The sequence below is a fragment of the Streptomyces sp. NPDC003379 genome (genome assembly GCF_053589195.1).
In genome coordinates this window covers 67,936-92,092 of sequence record NZ_JBSFRK010000006.1, presented here as the reverse complement: position 1 = coordinate 92,092, position 24,157 = coordinate 67,936, and the positions used below count along the sequence as shown (strand labels likewise).

The window sequence follows — 24,157 nt, the reverse complement described above, 5'->3', positions numbered from 1 at the left end:
CGAGTACAGCTAGCCATTGTGCCATACGTCGCCGGGGCACCCGCACCCCGGCCCGGGCGCCCCGGTCCAGCTCAACCCACGCCCGCGCCGATCGCTTCCGGGATCCGGAAGGGCTTGCCGCAGCCGCCGCACATGATGGGGGCCTGGGCGAGCACGGACGGGACCACGCGGACATTGCGCCCGCAGTCGCAGACGGCCTTCACGCGCACGCCGCCCCCGGAGGAGCCGTGCCGGGCGGCCGGGCCCCTGAAGCTGCGCGCGGTGTCCGCGGTCGTCGCCGCGGTGTGTGCCTTCAGGGCGCGCTGGAGTCGCTCGATCGTCGGGCGATAGCGCTTCTTGGCGTCGGGGTTGAGCGTGACCAGTGAGAAGCCGCTGCTGGGATGCGGTTCCTCGGGATGGTCCAGGCCCAGCTCCTCGGCGATCGCGAGGAACCGACGGTTGTGATAGCGGCCGGCGCGTGAGGTGTCGCGTACGCCGCGCGAGGCGGCGATGCCATGGACTGCCTCGTGAAGCAGTCGCTCGAAGGAGAGCTCGGCGCCACACGCGGACGACGACTCTCCGATCAGGGATTCGGGCGCGGCAAGATCGGGCAGCTCGGGGTGGTGCCGCTGAATGTCGGCCCACGCCTGTGCCAGCTCTGCGGCGAGAACAGGTGGTGTCGTGCTCACGTCGTGACAACGAGCCGGGCGCCTCGGGGGTTCCATTCCGGGGCATCCCAAATAATTTGCACGTACCCGTCAGTTGCCGTTGATGCGTCCGGACGAGGGCGGGTGCGCTGATCTGCGGAGAAGCCTCACAGCTCACATCAAGCCGGTACGTAGCGGCGCGTACGCCCCGGCGCGTAGGGAAAGCCCTCACGCCGGGGCTTGTGTTGCCTCTACAGGCGTACGAGCCGAAAACGGGCGCTTCGCACCGGGGCCGCGCTCCTCAGTAGGAGCGGGCCACGAGAGCGACGTTACCCGGGGTGTCCTCCGCGTCCGGCACCGCCCCGTCCTCGGCGACCAGACACCGTACGGTCACGGAGTGCTCGGCCAGCCCGGCCTCGCCTTCTTCGCCGAGCGAGGCCCACGGGATCCGCGCCCAGCCGCCGCCGGCGGTGGCCTCGACGGCCTCCTCGACGGTGCTCACGTCCGAGGTCCGGGACGCGCGGCGCGCGCGGGCCTGGGTGAGCAGCAGCGCCTGGTCCTCCTCCAGGACGGTGGGCAGCAGCGCGGCGAGGGCGCCGATCGCGACGGGCCGCTTGCCTCCCGCGATGCGGCGGGCGAGCATCGCGGTGCCGTTCTCCAGGTCGCGCGGGCCGACCTCGACGCGGACGGGCACGCCCTTGAGCTCCCAGTCGACGGCGCGCCTCCCGAAGGGGATGTCCGTACGGTCGTCGACCTGGACGCGTACGCCCGCGGCCCGCAGGGCGGCGCCGATCTCGCGGACCTCGGCGAGCACCGCGTCGTCGCCCTTGACGGCGAGGACGACGGCCTGGACGGGCGCGAGGCGGGGCGGCACGCGCATGCCGTTGTCGTCGCCGTGCATCATCACCAGGGCGCCGATCAGCCGTGTCGTGCTCCCCCAGGAGGTCTGCCAGACCAGCTCCTGCTCGCCCTTCTTGGACAGGTACCGGGTGTGGAAGGCCTTGGCGAAGTTCTGCCCCAGCTCGTGGCTGATACCGAGCTGGAGGGCCTTTCTCCCAACGGACGACGTTCACCCACTGGTTGATCAGCAGGGGCAGGTCGCGGTAGCTCTGCACCCACTTGGAGAAGTACTCATTGACGATCGTCTCGGAGGTGGGGCGCACGACGACCGGCTCCTCAAGTCCTGGTACCAGCGCGGAAAGTCGTCCGCCTGGGGCGTGAGCACGGGGGTCTTGGCCATGGCGCGCATGGTAGGGGCGAGCCTGCGGGGAGCGTAAATCGTTTTCCCCCGGGGGGCGCACAACGGTGGCACGCAAGCATTGGCCCACAACCTCTGGACGCCGCGACGGATGCGGAGTTCTCTGGCATACGGGGGGAGTGCGAGCGCACTACACGGGGGCGGACGAACCGTTGACTTCCGGCACGGCTTTAACTCTCGGCGGAATGGGGCGCTTTCGATGACACCAACACTCGTGCAGTCGCACCTCCCTCGCGCGGGCACGGCGCCCCGTGTGGACCTGTGTGCACGCGCGCGTGACTGGGCGGAGATCCAGGAACGGATGCTGGTCCCGCTCTATGAAGCGGTGTACGAACGGCTCGACGTGGGCAACGGCACCCGGCTGCTCGGCCTCGGCTGCGGATCGGGACTCGCCCTGTTGATGGCGGCATCCCGTGGCGCCGCGGTCACCGGTGTCGACGCGTCGGCGCCCGAACGGCTGGCCCTCGCGCGCGAGAGGCTGCTGTCGGACGCCACGTCGCAGGCGCGCGCGCGTGCCCGGGCCCGGCTCGTCGAAGGCGGCCCCGCGGACGCGGCGGACCCGGACGTGCCCGCGTACAACCTCGTCACCGCGTTCCAGCCGATCGGCTGCATGGGGGGCGACTCCGAAGGGCTCTCCAGCCTTCTGGAGGCGGCGGCTCCGCTCACCGGCCGGGGCACCCCTGTGGTGCTCGCCGGATGGGGTCCTCCGGAGCGTTGCACCACGTCCACGGTCATGAGGGTGGCGACCAAGCTCACCGACCCCTTGCGGGCCGCGGGCAGTTGGCGCCCGGCGCTGCGGGACGACCTGGAGGAGGTCGCCCAGCGGGCGGGCCTCAAGCCGGACGGCTCGGGGCGGGTCGCGTGCCCCTTCGGATACGCGGACGTGGAGAGCGCGGTCCGGGGGCTGCTCTCGACGGGCCTGTTCGACGCGGCGGTGGGCGCGACGGACAAGGTGCAGGTCGACAAGGAGCTGACGGAGGCGCTGCATCCGTACCGGCGCCGTGACGGGACGGTGTGGATGCCGAACGTCTTCCGGTACTTGATCGCGCGTACGCCCTAGCGGTTCCGGTACGCCTTCCGTGTGACGCCGGCGACGCGGTACGCCTCGGCCTCCTCCAGGGTCTCGTTCTCAAGGAGCGCCGCGGCCAGCGCGTCCAGTTGGCCCCGGTGCTCGCGCAGCTGGCGGCAGGCGTTCTCATAGCACTCGTCGACGATCCGCCGCATCTCGCCGTCGATCGTGTCGAGCGTCTGCGGGGCGGCCGACAGTCCGTACGCCTGCTGGGCGTCGCTCGGCAGGGCGGAGAGGCGCCCCACGAGTTCGCTCATGCCCCAGCGGCCGACCATGCCGCGGGCGATGTTGGTGACCTGCTCCAGGTCGTTCTCGGCGCCGGTGGTGATGACTCCGTAGACGACGTGTTCGGCGGCCATGCCTCCTAGGGCGCCGATGATGCGGCCGCGTAGGTACTCCTCCGTGTAGGCGTACTTGTCGGAGTCCGGGGTGGACAGCGTGACGCCGAGGGCGCGGCCGCGCGGCACGATCGTGATCTTGCGGACCGGGTCGGCGCCGGGCTGCAGCATGCCGAGCAGGGCGTGACCGCTCTCGTGGTACGCCGTACGCCGACGCTCCTCCTCCGGCATGACCAGCGGCCGCTCGGCGCCGAGCTGGACCTTCTCCATGGCTTCGGAGAGGTCGGACTGTGTGACCACCTTCCGCTTGCGTTTGACGGCGAGGAGGGCGGCTTCGTTGGCGAGGTTGGCGAGTTCGGCGCCGGTCATGCCCGGTGTCGTACGGGCGACCTGGGCGAGGTCGACGTCGTCGGCCAGCGGGATGGCGCGCGTATGGATCCTGAGGATGGCCTCGCGGCCGCCGCGGTCGGGGGGCGAGACGTTGACGACGCGGTCGAAGCGGCCGGGCCGGGTGAGGGCGGGGTCGAGGACGTCGGCGCGGTTGGTGGCGGCGAGCACGATGACGCCTTCCGCCCCCGAGAAACCATCCATCTCGGTGAGGATCTGGTTCAGGGTCTGCTCGCGCTCGTCGTGACCGCCCATGCCGCTGCCGCCGCCCCTCGCGCGCCCGATCGTGTCGATCTCGTCGATGAAGATGATCGACGGCGCGACCTTGCGGGCCTCGGCGAAGAGTTCCCGTACGCGTGAGGCGCCCACGCCCACGATCATCTCGATGAACTCCGAGGCGGAGGCCGAGAAGAAGGGCACGCCCGCCTCGCCCGCGACGGCGCGCGCCAGCAGGGTCTTGCCGGTGCCGGGCGGCCCCGAGAGCAGCACGCCGCGCGGCATCTTGGCGCCCATCGTGCGATAGGCGTCGGGATTCTTGAGGAAGTCGACGACGTCGTTCAGCTCACCCTCGACCTCGTCGATGCCCGCCACGTCCTCGAAGGTGGTCCGCTTCGCGCCGGGCTCCAGCTCGACCGGCTTGGGCGGCGTCTTGCGCCCCAGCATGCCGCCCCCGCCGCCCATGCCCGCGCTCATGCGCCGGGCGATGAAGATCCACAGCACCACGAGGAGCAGCATCGGGGCGAGCGAGATGAGCAGGTTGGAGAGGAAGCTGCGCTCCTGCACGACGGGCTCGGCGGTGACGGTGACCTTGTGCTCGGTCAGGTCGTTCCAGAGCTTGTCGTCGGCGAAGGCGGGCCGCTGGGTGGTGAACTTGGTGTAGTTCCCCTTGGCGTCACCGGGCTTCTCCTGCTCCTTCTTGAGCTGCCCCTGGATCGCGTCGCCCTTGGAGTAGATCTTCGAGACGTTGCCGGAGTCGACCTGCTTGCTGAACTCGGTGTACGAGATGGTCGGCTCGTCGCCCTCGTTGAAGAAGGACAGCACGAGGTTGGCGATGAGGTAGACGATCAGAGCCGTCAGGATCAGCCCGCCCCAGCCGCCCGGCATCTTCTTCTTCGGCGGCGGCGTGGGGGCGGGCGAGGGCGCGCCCTCGGAGCGCCACGGCCGGTCGGGCGCCTGGCGCGGCGGCACAGGGTTACTCATATCCGGACGTTACGTCAGAACACGGACGGAGGCACCCGCTCCACGCCCCCCACCCCATGCCCCTGGAAACGCCTGGGGCGCCCCCTTAGAGGGACGCCCCAGATGTCATACGAGATGAGCTCGCACGGCGGACCGGCGGGCCGGCGAACCGGCTCAGCCCATGAACTTCTTGAACTCGTCCGGCAGCTCGAAGTTCTGCGCGGCCTGGCCACCGGGAAGGCCGAAGGCGTCCCCGGACTGACCGGCCTGCTCACGGCGCGTGGCCGCCTCCAGCTCCTCCTGCTTGCGCTTCATCGGGTTGCCGGAGCGCCGCTTGCCCTTGGCCTGCTTCTGCTTCTTCTTCTGCTTGCCGGCGCCGCCACCCATGCCCGGCATCCCGGGCATACCCGGCATGCCGCCGCCCTGGGCCATGCGCGACATCATCTTCCGCGCCTCGAAGAACCGCTCGACGAGGTTCTTCACGGCGCTGACCTCGACGCCGGAGCCCTTGGCGATACGGGCCCGACGCGAGCCGTTGATGATCGTCGCGTCCTCCCGCTCGGCGGGCGTCATCGACTTGATGATGGCGGCGGTGCGGTCGACGTCCCGCTCGTCGATGTTGTTGATCTGGTCCTTGATCTGCCCCATGCCGGGCATCATCCCGAGCAGCTTGCTGATGCTGCCCATCTTCCTGACCTGCTCCATCTGGGCCAGGAAGTCATCGAGTGTGAAGTCCTTGCCCTTGCTGCTCGCCAGCTTGGAGGCCATCTTCTCGGCCTCTTGCTGGGAGAAGGTCTGCTCCGCCTTCTCGATGAGCGTGAGCATGTCGCCCATGCCGAGGATGCGGGACGCCATGCGGTCCGGGTGGAACGCGTCGAACTCGTCCAGCTTCTCGCCGTTCGAGGCGAACATGATCTGGCGCCCGGTGACCTTCGCGATCGACAGCGCGGCACCGCCGCGGGCGTCGCCGTCCAGCTTCGAGAGCACCACGCCGTCGAAGCCGACGCCGTCGCGGAATGCCTCCGCCGTGTTGACGGCGTCCTGACCGATCATGGCGTCGACGACGAACAGGACCTCGTCGGGGCTGACCGCGTCGCGGATGTCCGCAGCCTGCTGCATCAGTTCCTGGTCGATGCCGAGGCGGCCGGCGGTGTCGACGACGACCACGTCGTACTGCTTGGTCCGCGCGAACTCGATGGAGTCCTTGGCGACCTGCACCGGGTCACCCACGCCGTTGCCCGGCTGCGGGGCGTACACACCCACGCCGGCGCGCTCGGCGACGACGCTCAGCTGGTTGACGGCGTTGGGGCGCTGGAGGTCGCAGGCGACGAGGAGCGGCGCGTGGCCCTGCCCCTTCAGCCAGAGGCCGAGCTTTCCGGCGAGGGTCGTCTTACCGGCACCCTGCAGACCCGCGAGCATGATGACGGTCGGCGCGGTCTTCGCGAACCGCAGGCGCCGGGTCTCGCCACCCAGAATGCCAATGAGCTCCTCATTGACGATCTTGATGACCTGCTGGGCGGGGTTGAGGGCCTGGGAGACCTCGACGCCGGCCGCGCGCTCCTTGATCTGCTTGATGAAGGCGCGTACGACGGGCAGGGCGACGTCCGCCTCGAGCAGGGCGATGCGGATCTCGCGCGCCGTGGCGTCGATGTCCGCCTCGGACAGGCGGCCCTTGCCCCGGAGGTTCTTGAATGTCGCTGCGAGGCGGTCGGAGAGAGTATCGAACACGGCGGTCGCGAATCCTCGAGTTGGGGGCGGGCTGACAGGTCGCCTTCCAGAGTATCTGGCGTGTGGCGGTGCCTGGGGCTCCGGGCGGTTCTTCCCCCGGCGACCCGGCCCTGCCAGTTGCCCTGCGCCCCGCGACTGTCCTCCCGTCACAAGCAGTCCCGCCGCTCCGCGGCGGATGTCTCCCACCCACCCACCCGTTTGCCCCGCGTTGCAGGGTGGGCGTAGGCACACAGGGCGGGCGGGGGACCCCCGCGCTGCGAGGGCAGGCGTGGGAATACGGGAGGGCGGAGGGGCTCCCCGCGTTGCAGGGCGGGCGTCAGGAGCTGGAAATCCGCGACGGCCCGCAGTCGCCAGCGCTCCCGAGGGGACGTGGGGGTATGTGCGAGCGGAGCACAGTGGAAGAAGTAGCCCAGCAGCACATCAACGCCCGCACCAAGATGGCGAGCACGCACATACCCCCGCGGCCCCGCCCCACAAACAGAGAGAAGGCGCAGACGGCACCGCTCAAGGCGCCCCCGCCAGCTCCCTCAGAGCCGCCTCCACCCCCCGAGCCACCTCCACCGCCCCCTCCCCCGACAGCGGCCCCCCATCCAGCCCCGTCACATAAAAGGCGTCCACCGCGTTCGCGCCCAGCGTCGAGGCGTGTGCGCTGCGCACCACCACCCCCGCCGCCTCCAACGCCCGCCCGATCCGATGCAGCAGACCCGGCGCGTCCTGGGCGCGGACCTCGATGACCGTCGCGAGGCGTGACCCCGACGGAGCCACCGTGACGCGCGGCGGCGGCGCCACGGTTCCCCGCCGTCGGGGATACGCGGCGTCCCGTTCCCGCAGCCGCCCCGCGATGTCCAGCGACCCGTCGAGCGCCCGCACCAGATCGGCCCGCAGCCGCGCGGCCTGCGGCAAGGAGCCGTACTCCGCCGCGACCCGCCAGTCGAGCAGCAGCACCGAGCCCGCCGCGCCCTCGATCCCGGACGGCAGCGCGATCTCCCGCAGCTCCGCCGTCCGCACCGTGAGCCGGTGCACGGCCAGGACCCCGGCCACGGCGGACAGCACCCCGGTCTGCTCCGGCACGGCGATGAGCAGTTCGACACCGAGCGGCTCAGGCGCCGGCGTCGGCGCCGGCTCCCGCTCCCGCTCCCGCTCTCCGGGAGACTCCTCCGCCCGCGCCCGCAGAGCCAGCACCGGCCCACCCGTACGGAATGCCTCGACCGCCAGCCGCTCCTGCTCGGCCGTGGGCGCCGCCCCCTCCGAAGACGCCTCGCCCGGCTCGTCCCCGGAGAGCACCGCCGCCACCCGTTTCACCAGATCGGCGACCAGCGCGCCCCGCCACGCCGACCAGGCCGCGGGCCCGGTGGCCAGCGCGTCCGCCTCGGTCAGGGCGTGCAGCAGCTCCAGCGTCCCCACGGAACCGACGGCCTCGGCGACCCCCCGTACCGTCGCCGGGTCGTCGAGGTCACGCCGCGTGGCGGTCTCGACCAGGAGCAGATGGTGCCGTACGAGACAGGCGACGACGGCCACGTCCCCGGCGTCGAAGCCCACCCTCGCCGCGACGTCACGCGCGATGATCTCCCCGGCCACGGAGTGGTCCCCGGGCCAGCCCTTGCCGATGTCGTGCAGGAGCGCCGCCACCAGGAGCAGGTCGGGCCGCCCGACCCGCCGCGTCAGCTCGGCGGCCCGTACCGCCGTCTCCACCAGGTGCCGGTCGACCGTCCACGTGTGGACGGCGTTGCGCTGCGGCCGGCACCGCACCCGCTCCCAGTCGGGCAGCAACTGCGTGATGAGGCCCTCCGCCTCCAGCGCCTCCCACACCTCGACGGTCGGCCGCCCCGCGCCGAGCAGCGTCACCAGTTGCTCGCGCGCCTCGGCGGGCCACGGAGTGGGCAGGGGCCGCACGGAGGCGGCCAGTCGACGCACGGCGTGCAGGGAGAGCGGCAGTCCCGCCTGCGCGGCGGCCGCGGCGGCCCGCAGCGGCAGGACGGGGTCCCGTTCGGGCCGGGCGGCGCGGGCGAGCACGACCTCCCCGTCCTGCTCCACGACCCCCTCGGCCAGCGGCGACCGCTCGGCCACGGCCCCCCGGCCGCCGCCCAGCATGGCCCGCAGCCGCGGCCGCACGGACCGGGCCCGCAGCACCCGTCCGACCTCGCGCCAGGTGACGTCGCTGGCGTAGGAGACGACGCGAGCGGATTCGTACACCTCGCGCAGCAAGGTGTCGGCGTCCAGCAGGCCGAGCGCGGCCGCGACCTGGTCCTGCTCCTGAAGGGCGAGCCGGTCGGTGGCCCGCCCCGTGGCGAGGTGCAGCGCGTCGCGCACGTCGAGCAGCCGGCGCCGGGCGTCGGCGAGGCCCTCGCGCGGGGCGTCCGCGAGCCAGGAGGCGGCGACGGCCCGCAGCGCCGTGGCGTCGCGCAGTCCGCCCCTTGCCTCCTTCAGGTCGGGTTCGAGGAGGTGGCTCAACTCGCCCTGGCGGGCGGCCCGCTCCTCGCACAGCTCGCGCAGCTCGGGCAGCCGCTTCGGGGCAAGGTTGCGCCAGTCGGCGAGGACGGCGGTGCGCAGCCCCGCGGTCAGCCCCAGGTCCCCGGCGACGTGCCGCGCGTCAAGGAGCCCGAGGTGCACCTTGAGGTCCTCCCCGGCGGTCTTGCGCGCCTGGGACGGCGTACGCACGGAGTGGTCGAGGGCGAGCCCGAGGTCCCAGACGGGGTACCAGAGGCGGTCGGCGAGGGCGGCCACCTGCGTGGCGTCCGTGTTCCCGTCGTGCAGCAGGAGCAGGTCGAGGTCGCTGCGCGGCGACAGCTCCCCGCGCCCGTACCCGCCCACCGCGACGAGCGCGACGCCCCGGGGCACGCTCTGGGAGCCGGAGCCCGCCTGGAAGAGCCCGGCCAGCCAGTCGTCCGTCAGCTCCGAGAGGGCGGAACGGCGCGGCGGCCCGGACCGCGACTCCTCCTGGAGGAGCCGCAGCCGGGCCGCCGCGTAGCCGCTGGGTCCGGAGTCTTCCGCTTCCGATTCGGTTCGTACGTCCACACTCGTCACCCAGCAGCTCCTGTTCAGTCCCGCTCAGTTCCGCTCAGTTCCGCCCCGTCACTGCCCGGTCGGCGCCGGTTCACAGCGCGTCGGGTCCGCGCTCGCCGGTGCGCACCCGGATGGCCGTGTCGACCGGGACGCTCCAGACCTTGCCGTCGCCGATCTTGCCGGTCCGGGCGGCCTTGACCACGACATCGAGGACCTGGTCGGCGTCGTCGTCCTCGACGAGGACCTCGATGCGGATCTTCGGTACGAGGTCCACCGTGTACTCGGCGCCCCGGTAGACCTCGGTGTGTCCGCGCTGGCGTCCGTATCCGCTGGCCTCGGTGACGGTCAGGCCCTGCACGCCGAAGGCCTGCAGGGCCTCCTTGATCTCGTCGAGCCGGTGCGGCTTGACCACCGCGGTGATGAGCTTCATGCGTCCACCTTCTTGTTCTTCTGAGCCTGCGCTGCCGCCGTGCCCTGGACCGGCCCCGGGAGAGGGGTGCGCGGGACGGTGCCGCCGCCCGCGCCGCTGAAGTCGTAGGCGGTCTCCGCGTGTTCGACCTGGTCGATGCCCGCGACCTCGTCATCTTCGCTGACGCGCATCCCGATCGTCTTGTCGATGAGCAGGGCGAGGACCGCGGAGGCGATCAGGGAGTACGCGAGGACGGCGCCGACACCGGCCAGCTGCTTCCACAGCTGTTCCAGGCCGCCGCCGTAGAAGAGGCCCTGGGCCTTCGACTGCCCGCCGCCGGTGGCGAAGAAGCCCACGAGGATCGAGCCGACGACACCGCCGACCAGGTGGACGCCGACGACGTCGAGGGAGTCGTCGAAGCCGAACCGGAACTTGAGGCCGACGGCCATGGCGCACAGCAGACCGGCGATCGCGCCGATGGCGATGGCGCCGAGCGGCGAGCAGGAGCCGCCGGACGGGGTGATGGCGACGAGACCGGCGACGGCGCCCGACGCGGCGCCCAGCGTGGTGAACGCGCCGTGGCGGATCTTCTCGTAGACGAGCCAGGCGAGCATGGCGGCGGCGGTGGCGACCTGCGTGTTGACGAACATGAGCGCGCCGACGCCGTCGTCGTTGCCGAGCCACGACCCGGCGTTGAAGCCGAACCAGCCGAACCACAGCAGCGCCGCGCCGAGCATCACGAGCGGCAGCGAGTGGGGCCGCATCGGGTCCTTCTTGAAGCCGACGCGCTTGCCGATGACGAGGATGACGCCGAGCGCCGCGGCACCGGCGTTGATGTGGACGGCCGTGCCGCCCGCGAAGTCGATGACGCCGAGCTCGAAGGCCCAGCCGCCGGTGCCCCACACCCAGTGCGCGACGGGGAAGTACACGATCGTGGCCCACAGGGCGACGAAGAGCGCCCAGGCCGTGAACTTCACGCGGTCCGCGAGGGCGCCGCTGATCAGCGCGGGCGTGATGACGGCGAACATCAGCTGGAAGACGGCGAAGACGTAGACCGGAATGGTGTAGCCGTCCCAGAGCTGGTTGATGCCGAGGCCGCTGAGTCCGACGTAGTCGCTCTCCCACCCGAAGAGGCCGCCGTGGTCGGTGCCGAACGCGACGGAGAAGCCGTACAGCACCCAGAGGATGGTGACGATCCCCAGGCTGATGAAGCTCATCATCAGCATGTTCAGGGTGCTCTTGACGCGGACCATGCCTCCGTAGAAGAAGGCCAGTCCCGGCGTCATGAGCATCACCAGGGCGGAACAGATGAGCATGAACCCGGTGTTTGCGGCAGACAGCTCGGGGGCGTCTGCGGCGATCGTGATGCCTGGGGGCATCGGCGTCTCCTCGTCGTCGTATGCGGCCCGTGCGGGCGAAGCCTGTGCGGTACCGAGGGGGCCCGTGCTCCTGGGGAGGTCGGGGCTGTGGGCCGGTTATGCGCCAAGAGATTGACGCAGCGCGGTTTCGGCGGGCGCCCCTCGGTGTTTCGCCGCAATGACGAAGAGGTCGTACGTGTTACGCGTCCATGAACTGCCGGGTCACGCGGGGCGGGATTTCCTACCCTGCGCACGGCACACGAACCGGCCGCGGCGGCCATCCGGATGACTTGGCGTGGGGGGAGCCGAGTCGGGTTGTTCGGGATGGACGCCGCGGCCGGAGCCGGTCGTGCCGGGTCTCAGACCGCCTCCGCGGTCTCCGGCATCTCGATGGCGAGCCGCTCGGTGATCTGTACGACCTCGGCGACGTCCCCGAAGTCCCGTACGGCGGTGTCGACGGTCTTGCGCAGGCGGGTGTTGACCCGCTCGGAGCGGACCTTCTTGGCGATGTCGAGGGCCTGCCCGGCAAGCACCGTGCTCTGCTCGGGCTCGCGCTGGAGCAGGTGGACGGTGGCCTTGCCGATGAGGTTCAGGGCGTACGAACGCTGGTGTTCGGCGTCCTCCCCGAAGAGCCGCACGGCGCGCTCCATGACCGGCTCGGCGAGCGAGGCGTAGGCGGGGCTGCGGCCCGCCACGTAGGCCAGGTCGCGGTACGAGTGGGCGTTCTCGCCGTTCAGCTCGGCCTCGGAGAAGAAGCGGATCCAGTCCGGATCGGGCTCGTCGAACTCCTCGGCGTCGGCGAAGGTGTCCTCGGCCATCCGGACGGCCCGCTTGCACTTGCCGGGCTGGCCCATGCTGGCGTACGCGCGGGCCTCCATCGCATACAGCATCGCCTGGGTGCGGGGGCCGGCGCAGTCACGGCTGCCGTACTGCGCGAGGTGGATCAGTTCGAGGGCGTCGTCCGGCCGGCCGAGGTGGATCATCTGGCGGCTCATGCTGGAGAGGATGTACGACCCGAGGGGCTTCTCGCCCGCTTCCTTCGCGGCGTGCAGGGCGAGGACGAAGTACTTCTGGGCGGTGGGCTGCAGACCCACGTCGTAGCTCATCCAGCCCGCCAGTTCGGCCAGCTCGCCCGCGACCTTGAAGAGGCGCTTGGCGGTCGCTTCGGGCTGGGGCTCCTGCAGCAGGTCCGTCACCTCGTGCAGCTGGCCGACGACGGCCTTGCGCCGGAGCCCTCCCCCGCACTGGGCGTCCCACTGGCGGAACATCACCGTCGTGGACTCCAGGAGGTCCAGCTCCGGCTTGGACAGACGCGCCGGGCGGCGCATCGCGGCGGGCTCCGGCTCCTCGCGCGGCGTCGCCGGCGAGGGAACCAGCCAGCGCTGCATGGGCTCGATGAGGGCGGGACCCGCGGAGAGCGCGAGCGAGGTGCCGAGGAAGCCGCGGCGGGCCAGCATCAGGTCGCTGCGCGAGAACTCGCTGATCAGCGCGACGGTCTGCGGGCCGGTCCAGGGCAGGTCGACCCCGGAGGAGGCGGGTGTGCGGTGGGCGGCGCGCAGGCCCAGGTCCTCGACGGCGACGACGCAGCCGAAGCGCTCGGAGAACAGCTCGGAGAGAATGCGCGGAATCGGCTCGCGGGGGTTCTCACCGTCCAGCCAGCGGCGCACCCGTGAGGTGTCCGTGGAGATGTGGTGGGCGCCCAGCTGCCGTGCTCTGCGGTTCACTTGGCGCGCCAGCTCGCCCTTGGACCAGCCGCTGCGCACGAACCAGGACGTGAGCATCTCGTTGGGGCGCTTCTCAGCGTTCATACCGCTTCCGCCACTGCCGCCCACTGGAACGCCCCCATCCTTCACGACACGTGCGCGCCGACCACGCCGCGCGTTCCCTCAAGCCCTAACAGAATGCCGCCTGTTGCGGCCGTCCGTCCGGAGAATGTCACCCGTCGAACAGGAAACCGACTTGCCTCCGGCATACCCACGAGTGCTCGAAATCCAAGGGCCGTGTACTGAACGTAATCCCACGATCACCCCTCCCGCGAGGGCGATCCCGGAAACGCCACCATTCGCCACCCCTTCGTATGAACTCCCGCCCCGCTACACGCGATTGACTTGACACGGGACGACGGAAACTGGCGGAACGGAGTGCGCCGGGGCGCATATCGCCGAGCGCACCACCCGTGAGACCACCAAGCGCCGTCTCAAGAACAGAGGGTCACGTTCCGATTCCTTCACGTAACCGCGGCACGCTCGACCCGTTGGAGGGGGCATGGGCTTCACGATCGGCGGCACCCGGGGGACCGAAAAGCTCCGGACCGGATCCAGGCGGCGTGGCCGCCCGTCGGACTGCACGGCAGTGGCGGAGTACACCGGCCTGTGGGGCTGGGACACGGTACCGGGCGCCCGCGCCCTGGACGGCGCCTGCTCGTGCGGCGTCACCGACTGCGCCGCACCCGGCGCGCACCCCTTGGGATTCGCCCCGGAGATCCCCGCCGGAGCCACGCTCGACGAAGTGGCGGCGGCCTGGGCCGAGTTCCCCGGAGCGGCCGTGCTGCTGCCGGTGGGGCGGGCCTTCGACGTGATCGAGGTGGCGGAGACCGCGGGGCGGCGCGCCCTGGTCCGGCTTGAGCGGATGGGCCTTCCCCTGGGGCCGGTGACGGTCACGCCCGACGGCCGGGCGCAGTTCTTCGTCGCCCCGGGCGCCGCCGCTGAACTTCCCCGGCTGCTCTACCGCATGGGCTGGGACGACCCCGCCCTCGACCTGCACGGCCTGGGCCCGGGCGATCACATCACGGCGCCCCCGTCCGACCGCGGCGGCCGCGGCCCGGTCCGCTGGCTCCGCTGCCCCGCGCTCGACTCGGCGACGGAACCACCGCAGGCGCGGCTGCTCCTCGGGACCTTGGCGTACGTGGCTCATCGCTCACGGGCGTAGGGCGGCGGACGAACGTACCTACGTACGTACGAAAGGGCCCCGCGTCGGCACCGTGCGACGAAAGGGCCCCCTCGCGCCTGCACCATGCGAGGGGGCCCTTCTTCACGCGCGTACGAGAGTTTGCCGTAGGTACGAGTTTCGCGTGCGTACGAGAGTGCGAACCCTCAGTCTCCGATGAGCGCGTCCACGAACGCCTCCGGCTCGAACGGCGCCAGGTCGTCCGCGCCCTCACCGAGGCCCACGAGCTTGACCGGCACACCCAGTTCGCGCTGGACGGCGACGACGATGCCGCCCTTGGCGGTGCCGTCGAGCTTGGTGAGGACGATGCCCGTGATGTCGACGACCTCGGCGAAGACCCGCGCCTGCACCAGGCCGTTCTGCCCGGTCGTTGCGTCCAGGACGAGCAGCACCTCGTCGAGCGGGGCGTGCTTCTCGACGACGCGCTTGACCTTTCCGAGCTCGTCCATCAGGCCCGTCTTGGTGTGCAGCCGGCCCGCGGTGTCGATGAGCACGACGTCCGCGCCCTCCGCGATGCCTTCCTTGACGGCGTCGAAGGCGATCGACGCCGGGTCGCCGCCCTCGGGGCCGCGGACCGTGCGGGCGCCGACGCGCTCGCCCCAGGTCTGCAGCTGGTCGGCGGCGGCCGCGCGGAAGGTGTCGGCGGCGCCGAGGACGACCGAGCGGCCGTCGGCGACGAGGACGCGGGCGAGCTTGCCGGTGGTGGTGGTCTTGCCGGTGCCGTTGACACCGACGACCATCACGATGCCCGGCGTCTCCAGGCCCGACTCGGTCCTCACCGTGCGGTCGAAGTCCGTGCCGGAACCCGTGCCGAGGAGCGCGATGAGCTCCTCGCGCAGCAGCGTGCGCAGCTCGTCCGGCGTGCGGGTGCCAAGGACGCGGACGCGCTCGCGCAGCCGCTCCACGAGCTCCTGGGTGGGCGCGACGCCGACGTCCGCGGTGAGGAGCGTCTCCTCGATCTCCTCCCAGGTGTCCTCGTCGAGGTGCTCGCGGGACAGCAGCGTGAGCAGTCCCTTGCCGAGCGCGTTCTGCGAGCGGGAGAGCCGGGCGCGCAGCCGGACCAGGCGGCCGGCGGTGGGCTCGGGGGTCTCGATCTCCGGGGCGGCCGGTTCGGCGACCGGCTCCTCGACGACGACCGGGGCCGTGGCCGACGGCTCGGCGAGCGGGAGTTCCACCTCCTCGATCGTGCGGCGCGGTTCGTCGCGCGGCGTCTCGGCCTCGTCGCCGACGTGCGGTTCGGCGGGAGGGGCGGTGATGGTGGGCGTGCCGGACGGGGCCTGCGGGGGCAGCTGCTTCTTCTTGCGGCTGCCGATCACGAGCCCGCCGAGCGCGCCGATCACGACCACGGCGATGACTACAGCAAGGATGACGATTTCCATAACTCACCCAGTATCCGCCATGGCCCTTCCGGAGGCCCAGATTGTGTCTTCCTCCAAAGAACATATGCCACCGGAAGGTACTACTCAGATTAAAGTACGATAGAGGTCCCGCATCAACGCGCGTAGAGTCCATCGCAATCACCCCCACCGACGGATCGCGACGTTGCGAGCCGAGCGAGAGGCACGGACCCACCCCCATGAGCAGTACCACCGCCGAATCCGAAGGCGCCCTGGAGACGCGCGGCCTTGAGCCCGTCCCCGACGCCGAGCGCACGGGCCGGACCCGCGAACTGTTTCCCACCTGGGTAGCGGCGAACATCAGCGTGCTGCTGCTCACCATGGGCGCGGGCCTGATCGTCTCCAACGGCCTGAACTTCTGGCAGGTCCTGGTCGTCGCGCTCGTCTCGCCCCTGCTGAGCTACGGCCTCGTCGGTCTCATCTCCATCGCGGGCAAGCGCGGCGGTTCGCCCGGCATGACGCTCTCGCGCGCGGTCTTCGGCCAGCGCGGCAACCTCTTCCCGGGCGCGCTGATCTGGGTCGCCCGCTGGGGCTGGGAGACGATCAACGCCGTCACCGGCGCGTACGCGATCATCACGGTCCTGAACATCTGCTTCGACGTCGAGGCAAGCACCTGGCTGACCGTCGTCACCCTGGTCGCCTTCGTCACCTGTACGTTCCTGATCAGCGGCCTCGGCCGGAAGATCCTGCACATCTGCAGCACGTGGTCGACGTACGCCTTCGGCGCGTTCAGCGTGCTCGTGCTGGTCTACCTCCTCGCCGAGACCGACTGGTCCGCCGTCTTCGACAAGCCCGCGGGCTCCACCGCGATGATGATCGCGGGCGTCGGCACCATCGCCGCGGGCGGCATCAGCTGGGTGCCCACGGGCCCCGACTTCACCCGCTACCTCCCGCGCACCGCCTCGAACAAGCCGCTCATCGGCCACGCCATCGGGGGCGCCGGCATCGTCGTCGTCCCGATGGTCCTGATGGGCGCCGTCATGGCGGTCTCCGCGCCGAAGCTCTCCTCGGCGCAGGACCCGGTGTCCTTCCTCGGCTCGCTGCTCCCCACGTGGATCGCGGTGCCGTACCTGATCATGGCCCTGGTCGGCATGCTGCTGATCAACTCGATGTCGATGTACTCCGCCGGCTTCACCGCCATGACCCTCGGCATCAAGGTCCCGCGCGCGTGGGCGGTCAGCGTGAACGCCGTCATCAGCCTGATCTTCGGCTACATCCTGATGAACGTGGCGACGAGCTTCATGGGTTCGTTCATCTCCTTCCTCACGCTGCTCGCGGTCGCCTTCTCCGCCTGGATCGGCGTCTTCGGCGTCGACATGCTGCGCCGTACGACGTACGACGGCGAGGCCCTGATGGACACCAAGCGCACCAGCGCCTACTGGTACAAGGCGGGCTTCGCCTGGCAGGCCATGACCGCGTGGGCTCTCGCCCTGATCTCGGGTCTGCTCTTCACGAAGGTCGACTGGTTCAGCGGCCCGCTCGCCACGTCCTGGATCGGCCGCCACGGCCTGGGCTGGCTCGCCACGATCGTCGTCGCGGCGGTGCTGTACGCGGTCCTGCCGAAGACGCCGCTCGTCGAGAAGGACGCGGCTGTCGGCGGCAAGGGCGAGGGCGACACCGAGCTGGTCTCCGCCTGATCCTCGCCAACTTCCGTACGGACTGCCCCAACTTCCGTACGAGGCTACCAATCTGACATCACGTCAACTAACGTCCCCCTTCGCCGCCCACGCACGGTGAAGGGGGACGTTTCCATGCCCACCACAGTCGTACGGTTCAACCTCGTCGATCCCGCGGCCACGCCCGCCTCGCTGAGCGAGCGCTACAAGACCGCCCTGGAGATGTCCACGTACGCGGACGACCGCGGCATCTCCACCATCCAGACCGAGGAGCACCACGGCGCCGGGAACAACTGGCTGCCCTCTCCCCTGGTCTTCGCGGGCGCGGTCTTCGGCGCGACGCGGCGGATCGCGGTGACGGTGTCCGCGGTCATCGGCCCGCTGCACGATCCGCTGCGGCTCGCCGAGGACATCGCCGTACTCGATCTGCTGAGCGGTGGCCGCCTGGTCACCGTGGCGGGGATCGGCTACCGGCCCGAGGAGTACGAGCGGACGGGTATCGACTTCAAGCGCCGCGGCGAGCTCCAGGACGAGCTGGTGGAGACGCTGCTCAAGGCCTGGACGGGTGAGCCCTTCACCTTCCGCGACCGCACGGTGCGCGTGACCCCGCGCCCCTTCACCCAGCCGCACCCGATGCTGCTGGTCGGCGGCTCCTCCAAGGCGGCGGCCCGGCGCGCGGCCCGGTTCGGCCTGCCGTTCTTCCCGAGCGCGCACCTGCCCGACCTGGAGGCGTACTACAACGAACAGCTCGCGGCGCACGGCACCGAGGGCTGGACGATGATGCCCGCCGCCGAGACCCCGCTGCTGCACATCGCCGACGACCCCGACCGCACCTGGGCCGAGCACGGCGAGCACTTCCTGCACGAGGCACGTACGTACGCCTCCTGGCAGGCGCGGTCGAACGGGGCCATCCGCTCGGCGGTGAAGTCGACGGCCACCACGGTCGGCGAGCTGCGCGCGGAGGGCATCTACCGCGTCGTGACGCCGGAGGAGTGCGTGACGTACGCGAAGGGCGGCACCGGCAGCCTGATCCTGCACCCGCTCGCCGGCGGGATGCCCGTGGACGAGGGCTGGCGCAGCCTGCACCACTTCTGCGAAAACGTACTGCCCCGGCTCAAGGACAAGTGAGCACGAGTCCTTCAGCCGGGGCAGCTTCCTCAAGAGGAGGGGGCAGCGGGGTTTAGCCCATCTCCTCCAGGGCCTTGCCCTTCGTCTCCTTGACGAACTTCATGACGAAGGGAATCGAGATCGCGGCGAAGGCGCCGTAGATGATGTACGAGCCGGACAGGGACCACTCGGACATGCTCGGGAAGGTCTTGGTGATCGCGAAGTTGGCGAGCCACTGGGCCGAGGCGGCCACACCGAGCGCGGCGGCGCGCAGCCGGTTGGGGAAGATCTCACCGAGCAGCACCCAGACGACCACACCCCAGGACAGGGCGAAGAAGAGCACGAAGGCGTTGGCGGCGATGATCGCGACCAGGCCCTGCGTGTTCGGCAGGGAGACGCTGTCACCGGAGCCGGTCCGGTACGAGAACGCCCACGCCATGGTGAACAGCGCCGCGGCCATGCCCGCCGAACCGATGATGGCCAGCGGCTTGCGGCCGATGCGGTCGACGAAGATCATCGCGATGACCGTGCCGATGATGTTCACGATCGAGGTCTCGAACGAGTACAGGAACGAGCTGGACGGGTCCTTGCCGATCGACTGCCACAGCTGGTTCGAGTAGTAGAAGATCACGTTGATGCCGACGAGCTGCTGGAAGACCGAGAGCCCGATGCCGATCCAGACGATCGGCAGGAAGCCGACCTTGCCGAGCAGGTCCTTGAAGGACGGCTTGTGCTCCCTGTGCAGGCCCCGCTCGATCTCGTCGACGCGCGCGTCGAGGTCGATGGCGTGGCCCTCGACCTCGCCGAGCACCTTCTTGGCGTCGGTGTGCCGGCCGGCCGAGACCAGGAAGCGCGGCGACTCCGGGATGATGAAGGACAGCAGGCCGTAGAGGAGCGCCGGGATCACCATGACGCCGAGCATCCACTGCCAGGCCTCCAGGCCCATCAGCTTGCCGCGCTGGTCGCCGTCGGCCATGTTCAGGATGCCCCAGTTGACCAGCTGGGAGACCGCGATGCCGATGACGATGGCGGCCTGCTGGAAGGAGGCGAGCCGGCCGCGGTAGGCGGGGGGCGCGACCTCGGCGATGTACGCCGGGCCGATCACCGAGGCCATGCCGATGCCGATGCCGCCGATGAAGCGCCACATCGTCAGGTCCCAGGCCGCGAAGGGCAGGGCCGAGCCGACGGCGCTGGCCGCGAAGAGCACGGCGGCGATCTGCATGCAGCGGATGCGGCCGATGCGGTCGGCGATGCGTCCGGCGACGGCGGCACCGACGGCACAGCCGAGCAGCGCGGTGGCGATGATCCAGCCGAGCACGTTGGCGTTGACGTCGAAGCGGTGCTGGATGGCGACGGTCGCGCCGTTGATCACCGAACTGTCGTAGCCGAAGAGGAAGCCACCCATCGCGGCGGCCGCCGTAATGAAGATGACATGGCCGAGATGGTCCGGGTGGGCCTCTCTGGCTCCGGACTGAGGCGCCTGCGATGTGCTGGTCACGTGTACTCCTCGGGCCACCGGCTGCACTGCCGGGGGTGGGGGCGAGCTCTTCAAGTGGCGCACAACTTCGTGCCGCCCACCACCTGAAGGTAAAAGCAACGTTGCAGAGACTATGCCTTCAAGTTTCGAAGTCAATAGTTGGTCTGCTGTGAATTTTCAGGCAACGTGAGGCTGCTCATGTTCAAGTCTTGAAGACGTAGAAGGTACGGCCGCGGGCGGCTACCGGAGCCGCTGGCTGATCACCTTCGAGACGCCGTCACCCTGCATGGCCACGCCGTACAGCGCGTCCGCGACCTCCATCGTGCGCTTCTGGTGCGTGATCACGATGAGCTGCGAGGCCTCCTGCAGCTCCTGCATGATGCGGATGAGCCGCTGCAGATTGGTGTCGTCGAGGGCCGCCTCGACCTCGTCCATGACATAGAACGGGCTGGGCCGCGCCTTGAAGATCGAAACGAGCAGCGCCACCGCCGTCAGCGACCGCTCACCGCCCGAAAGAAGCGAGAGCCGCTTGACCTTCTTGCCCGGCGGCCGGGCCTCGACGTCCACGCCCGTGGCGAGCATGTTGTCGGGATCGGTCAGGACGAGCCGCCCCTCACCGCCCGGGAACAGCCGCGAGAAGACGCCCTCGAACTCCCGGGCCGTGTCCCGGTATGCCTCGGTGAAGACCTGCTCGACGCGTTCGTCGACCTCCTTCACCACTTGGAGGAGATCCGTCCGCGTCTTCTTCAGGTCTTCCAGCTGCTCGCTGAGGAACTTGTGACGTTCCTCCAGCGCCGCGAACTCCTCCAGGGCCAGCGGGTTCACTTTTCCGAGCTGCTGGTACGCCCGTTCGGCTGACTTGAGGCGCTTCTCCTGCTCGGCGCGGACGAACGGCACCGGCCTGTTCCGCGGGTGCTCAGGGTCTTCCGGCAGCTCCTCGCCCTCGGCGGGGGGCGAGGGCGGCACGGGCTGATCGGGGCCGTAGTCGGCCACGAGTCCCGCCGGTTCCACACCGAGTTCCTCCAGCGCCTTGGCCTCCAGCTGCTCGATCCGCAGCCGCTTCTCGGCGCCGAGTACCTCACCGCGGTGGACCGAATCCGTCAGCTTGTCGAGTTCCGCCTTGAGATCGCGGCCCCGGCCACGCTCGGCGGCCAGCTCCCGCTCCCGTACCTCCTTGGCACGCTCGGCCGCGGCGCGTTCCTCATCGGCGCGTACGAGGGAGACCTCGACGTGGGCGAGCAGCTGCCGCCCACCGGAGGCGACGGCCTCGGCGACGGCGGCCTCGTGGCGCAGCCGCGCCGTGCGCCGCTCGGCACGCGCGCGTGCCTCACGTTCGGCGCGCGCGGCCCGGTCCAGGGCGTCGGCCCGCCCGGCGAGCGCCTTCACCCGCTCCTCGTGCGTACGTGCCTGGAGCCTGGCCTCCATCTCGGTCTGGCGCGCGTTGGCCCCGTCGGCGGCGAGGCGGTCGCGCACGGAGGTGTCGGGCTCCTCCTCCCCTCTCTCCCCGCAGGGGGCCGCCTCTTCCGCGACGGCGAGCCGCTCGGCCAGCTCCTCGGCCTCCTCCACCGCCCGGTCAAGGGCGTCCTGCGCCCTGGCCGCCGCGGCGGCGGACCGCTCGGCCTCGCCGGAGGCGCCCCGCGCCTGCCCGGCGAGGCGTCCCAACTCCTTGGCGACGGACGACTTCTCCCGGTCGGCGGCCCTGCGCCGCTCCCCCAACTCCTCGACGAGCGCCGCACATTCCTTCCGCCGCTGTCCCGCCCGTTCCTGCTCCCGCGCCAACTCCTCGCAGCGCACGGCGAGTTCGGCGAGTTGGGCCGCGGCCTCGTCGACGGACGCCTGCACCTCCAGAAGGCTGGGCGCACCGGCGGACCCGCCCTGCGCGAAGTGCGCCCCGAGCAGGTCGCCCTCCGCGGTGACGGCGGTCAGCTCCGGATGGGCGTAGACCAGATCCTCCGCGTCCTCCAGCGTCCCGACGGCGACGATCCAGCGCAGCAGTCGCCGCACGGCGGGCATCAGCTCCTCGGGTCCCCGCACCAGATCGGCGACGTACGGCGGCCCGCCGGGACGCTCCGGCCGTACGTCGTCGGGCGCGCCGCCGAGCAGCAGCGCCGCACGCCCCGCGTCCTGCTTGCGGAGCAGGCGGATGGCCTCGGCGGCCGTGCTCGGACCCTGCACGGCGATGGCGTCGGCCCCGGCGCCGAGCGCGGCCGCGACGGGCAGCTCGTAGCCGGGGTCGACGGTGAGAAGCGCGGCGGCCGGGCCGAGCAGCCCGGTGAGCTGGTCCTTGGCGCCGAGCAGTGCGCCGGTGCCGTCCTTGCGTCGCAGGCCGAGGGCGAGCGCCTCGTGCCGGGCGGCGACCGCGGCCCGCTTGCGCTCGGCGGCGGTCGCCTCCTCACGTGCCGCGGTGAACGCGGCCTCCGCATCGGCGAGGTCCCGCTTGGCCGCGTCGTGCCGCTCACCGAGCTCCGCGTCGTCCGCGTCCAGCCCGTCGACCTCGGCCTTGAGCTGCTCGTACTCCTCCTGCGCGGCGACCGCGCGTTCGGCTGCCTCGTCGCGCGCGAGGGCGAGCCGGTCGATCTCCGCCCGGGCGGAGGCGGCGCGCGAACGGGCCGCGTTGACCTGGCCACCGAGGCGTGCGAGCCCTTCACGCCGGTCGGCGATGGCCCGCGCCACGTCCTTGAGCCGCCGCTCCTCGACCGCCAGCTGCCGTTCCAGTTCGGCCCGGTGGGCGACCGTGTCGTCCAGCGCGTGCTCGGCCGCTTCCAGGGCGGCTGCGAGCTCGGCCTCCTGCTCCCGGATCCGCGCGGCCTCCCGCTCCATGTCCTCCGGGTCGCGTCCGCGCCGCTCGTCGGGGGGCGCGGCGGTGGCGCTCTTGACCCGGGCGTCGGCCAGCGAGACGGTGCCGCGCACCCGCTCGGCGAGCTGCGACAGCTCGTACCAGGTCTGCTGGGCCCGCTGCAGGCGCGGCGTGAGGCGTCGTACCTCTTCTTCGAGCCGGGCCTCGCGCTGCTGGGCGGCCTTCAGCTCGGCCTCGGCGTGCTCCTTGCGCTCCTTGAGGGCGGCCTCGTCGGCGACCTCCGCGTTCAGCGCCTCGCGCAGGTGTACGAGGTCGGCGGCGAGCAGACGCAGACGGGCGTCGCGCAGATCGGCCTGGATGACGGCGGCCCGGCGCGCCACGGCGGCCTGCCGCCCGAGCGGCTTCAGCTGGCGCCGCAGCTCGTCGGTCAGGTCCTGGACGCGCGCGAGGTTGGCCCGCATGGCGTCGAGCTTGCGCAGCGCCTTCTCTTTGCGCTTGCGGTGCTTGAGGACGCCCGCGGCCTCCTCGATGAAGGCACGGCGCCCCATCGGGTCGGCGTGCAGCACGCCGTCGAGCTGACCCTGTCCGACGATGACGTGCATCTCACGGCCGATGCCGGAGTCGGAGAGCAGTTCCTGGATGTCGAGGAGGCGGCAGGTGTCGCCGTTGATCTGGTACTCGCTGCCGCCGTTGCGGAACATGATCCGCGTGATGGTGACCTCGGCGTACTCGATGGGGAGCGCGCCGTCGGAGTTGTCGATGGTGAGGGAGACCTCGGCGCGGCCGAGCGGGGGCCGCCCGGTGGTGCCGGCGAAGATGACGTCCTCCATCTTGCCGCCGCGCAGCGACTTGGCACCCTGCTCGCCCATGACCCAGCTGAGCGCGTCCACGACGTTGGACTTGCCGGAGCCGTTGGGTCCGACGACGCAGGTGATGCCCGGTTCGAACTTCAGCGTCGTGGCCGACGCGAAGGACTTGAATCCGCGCAGGGTCAGGGCCTTGAGATGCACGCCGTCGGACTCTACCTTTCGCTTGCCGTTTCACCGATGAAGGTGCAGGGCACATCAGACGGTAAAGGAAGCAGCGTACGTGGGGGCAAGAAAGAAGGGACGCCGAAGCGTCCCTTGCAGATCTGGAGACAGCGGCTGACAGGACAGCCTGACCACGTGCTTATTGCGAGGTGCCTTTACGGGAAGGCCCCGGTGCTTACTTCATCAAGTGGTGGTCAGGTGAGCGCAGGCTCCGCCTGGGGTACGTCGATGCTCTCCATGAGCGATTCGTGAGAAGCGGCAGCCGCGAGCGCGTCGTTCTCCTGCTGGATCCGAACGAGTTCGGATTCCAGATCCTGGACGCGCTGCTGGAGCCGTCGCATCTCGGCGAGGAGTCGCGGGTCGCTGCCGCCGACGTAACCGAGAAGCGCCTTTGCCATGATGGATGGTCCTCCACACTGAGTGACCGACCG

The 24,157-nt window shown here is 70.8% G+C and carries 15 protein-coding genes and 1 pseudogene; 4 read left to right on the top strand and 12 right to left on the bottom strand.

Annotation, left to right across the window (positions count from 1 at the left end):
* Nucleotides 1-71: 71 nt before the first annotated feature.
* Nucleotides 72-668 carry a hypothetical protein gene (locus ACWDVB_RS07790; RefSeq protein ID WP_358590353.1) on the bottom strand — a complete coding sequence of 199 codons (597 nt, stop codon included), beginning with the start codon at nt 666-668 and terminating at the stop codon, nt 72-74.
* A gap of 259 nt (nt 669-927) precedes the next feature.
* Nucleotides 928-1,807, bottom strand: a pseudogene (locus ACWDVB_RS07785) (His/Gly/Thr/Pro-type tRNA ligase C-terminal domain-containing protein); the annotation flags it as partial.
* A 276-nt stretch (nt 1,808-2,083) separates the two neighbouring features.
* Here ACWDVB_RS07785 and ACWDVB_RS07780 point away from each other — a divergent pair.
* On the top strand, nt 2,084-2,944 hold the full coding sequence (locus tag ACWDVB_RS07780; protein WP_451515790.1) for an SAM-dependent methyltransferase: 861 nt from the start codon (nt 2,084-2,086) through the stop codon (nt 2,942-2,944).
* Here the strand turns inward: ACWDVB_RS07780 and ftsH are convergent.
* The 6 genes from ftsH to nsdA all read right to left on the bottom strand — a co-directional run bounded on the left by ftsH (nt 2,941) and on the right by nsdA (nt 13,187).
* Nucleotides 2,941-4,878, bottom strand: coding sequence for an ATP-dependent zinc metalloprotease FtsH (gene ftsH / locus ACWDVB_RS07775; protein ID WP_451515789.1), 1,938 nt, complete (start codon nt 4,876-4,878; stop codon nt 2,941-2,943). The two genes, ACWDVB_RS07780 and ftsH, sit on opposite strands and share 4 nt — an antisense overlap.
* 153 nt (nt 4,879-5,031) lie before the next feature.
* Nucleotides 5,032-6,585, bottom strand: a complete 1,554-nt coding sequence (gene ffh / locus ACWDVB_RS07770) for a signal recognition particle protein (protein WP_451515788.1) — start codon at nt 6,583-6,585, stop codon at nt 5,032-5,034.
* A gap of 504 nt (nt 6,586-7,089) precedes the next feature.
* A complete protein-coding gene (locus tag ACWDVB_RS07765) occupies nt 7,090-9,609 on the bottom strand; it encodes a [protein-PII] uridylyltransferase (protein ID WP_451515787.1) in 2,520 nt (839 codons plus the stop codon).
* 70 nt (nt 9,610-9,679) lie between these two features.
* Nucleotides 9,680-10,018, bottom strand: a complete 339-nt coding sequence (locus ACWDVB_RS07760; protein WP_451515786.1) for a P-II family nitrogen regulator — start codon at nt 10,016-10,018, stop codon at nt 9,680-9,682.
* Nucleotides 10,015-11,376, bottom strand: a complete 1,362-nt coding sequence (locus tag ACWDVB_RS07755) for an ammonium transporter (protein ID WP_451515785.1) — start codon at nt 11,374-11,376, stop codon at nt 10,015-10,017. Before ACWDVB_RS07755 ends, ACWDVB_RS07760 begins: the two co-directional genes overlap by 4 nt.
* 338 nt (nt 11,377-11,714) lie before the next feature.
* Nucleotides 11,715-13,187, bottom strand: a complete 1,473-nt coding sequence (gene nsdA, locus ACWDVB_RS07750; RefSeq protein WP_451515784.1) for a transcriptional repressor NsdA — start codon at nt 13,185-13,187, stop codon at nt 11,715-11,717.
* Nucleotides 13,188-13,620: 433 nt separating this feature from the next.
* Between nsdA and ACWDVB_RS07745 the strand changes: the two genes are divergently transcribed.
* Nucleotides 13,621-14,283 (top strand): bifunctional DNA primase/polymerase, encoded by a 663-nt coding sequence (locus ACWDVB_RS07745; RefSeq protein WP_451515783.1) that lies wholly within the window; start codon nt 13,621-13,623, stop codon nt 14,281-14,283.
* A 164-nt stretch (nt 14,284-14,447) separates the two neighbouring features.
* On the opposite strand, the gene ftsY is transcribed toward ACWDVB_RS07745, so the two are convergent.
* Nucleotides 14,448-15,680 (bottom strand): signal recognition particle-docking protein FtsY, encoded by a 1,233-nt coding sequence (gene ftsY, locus ACWDVB_RS07740; protein ID WP_451515782.1) that lies wholly within the window; start codon nt 15,678-15,680, stop codon nt 14,448-14,450.
* A gap of 197 nt (nt 15,681-15,877) precedes the next feature.
* Here ftsY and ACWDVB_RS07735 point away from each other — a divergent pair, with 197 nt between their 5' ends.
* Nucleotides 15,878-17,335, top strand: a complete 1,458-nt coding sequence (locus tag ACWDVB_RS07735; RefSeq protein ID WP_451515781.1) for a purine-cytosine permease family protein — start codon at nt 15,878-15,880, stop codon at nt 17,333-17,335.
* A gap of 114 nt (nt 17,336-17,449) precedes the next feature.
* Nucleotides 17,450-18,442, top strand: coding sequence for an LLM class flavin-dependent oxidoreductase (locus ACWDVB_RS07730; protein ID WP_451515780.1), 993 nt, complete (start codon nt 17,450-17,452; stop codon nt 18,440-18,442).
* A 52-nt stretch (nt 18,443-18,494) separates the two neighbouring features.
* Here ACWDVB_RS07730 and ACWDVB_RS07725 read toward each other — a convergent pair whose 3' ends face one another.
* From ACWDVB_RS07725 to ACWDVB_RS07715, 3 genes are all read right to left on the bottom strand, one after another.
* A complete protein-coding gene (locus ACWDVB_RS07725) occupies nt 18,495-19,919 on the bottom strand; it encodes a sugar porter family MFS transporter (protein ID WP_451515779.1) in 1,425 nt (474 codons plus the stop codon).
* A 219-nt stretch (nt 19,920-20,138) separates the two neighbouring features.
* On the bottom strand, nt 20,139-23,705 hold the full coding sequence (gene smc, locus ACWDVB_RS07720; protein ID WP_451515778.1) for a chromosome segregation protein SMC: 3,567 nt from the start codon (nt 23,703-23,705) through the stop codon (nt 20,139-20,141).
* A gap of 215 nt (nt 23,706-23,920) precedes the next feature.
* Nucleotides 23,921-24,124, bottom strand: coding sequence for a hypothetical protein (locus ACWDVB_RS07715; protein ID WP_030787543.1), 204 nt, complete (start codon nt 24,122-24,124; stop codon nt 23,921-23,923).
* Nucleotides 24,125-24,157 lie beyond the last annotated feature (33 nt).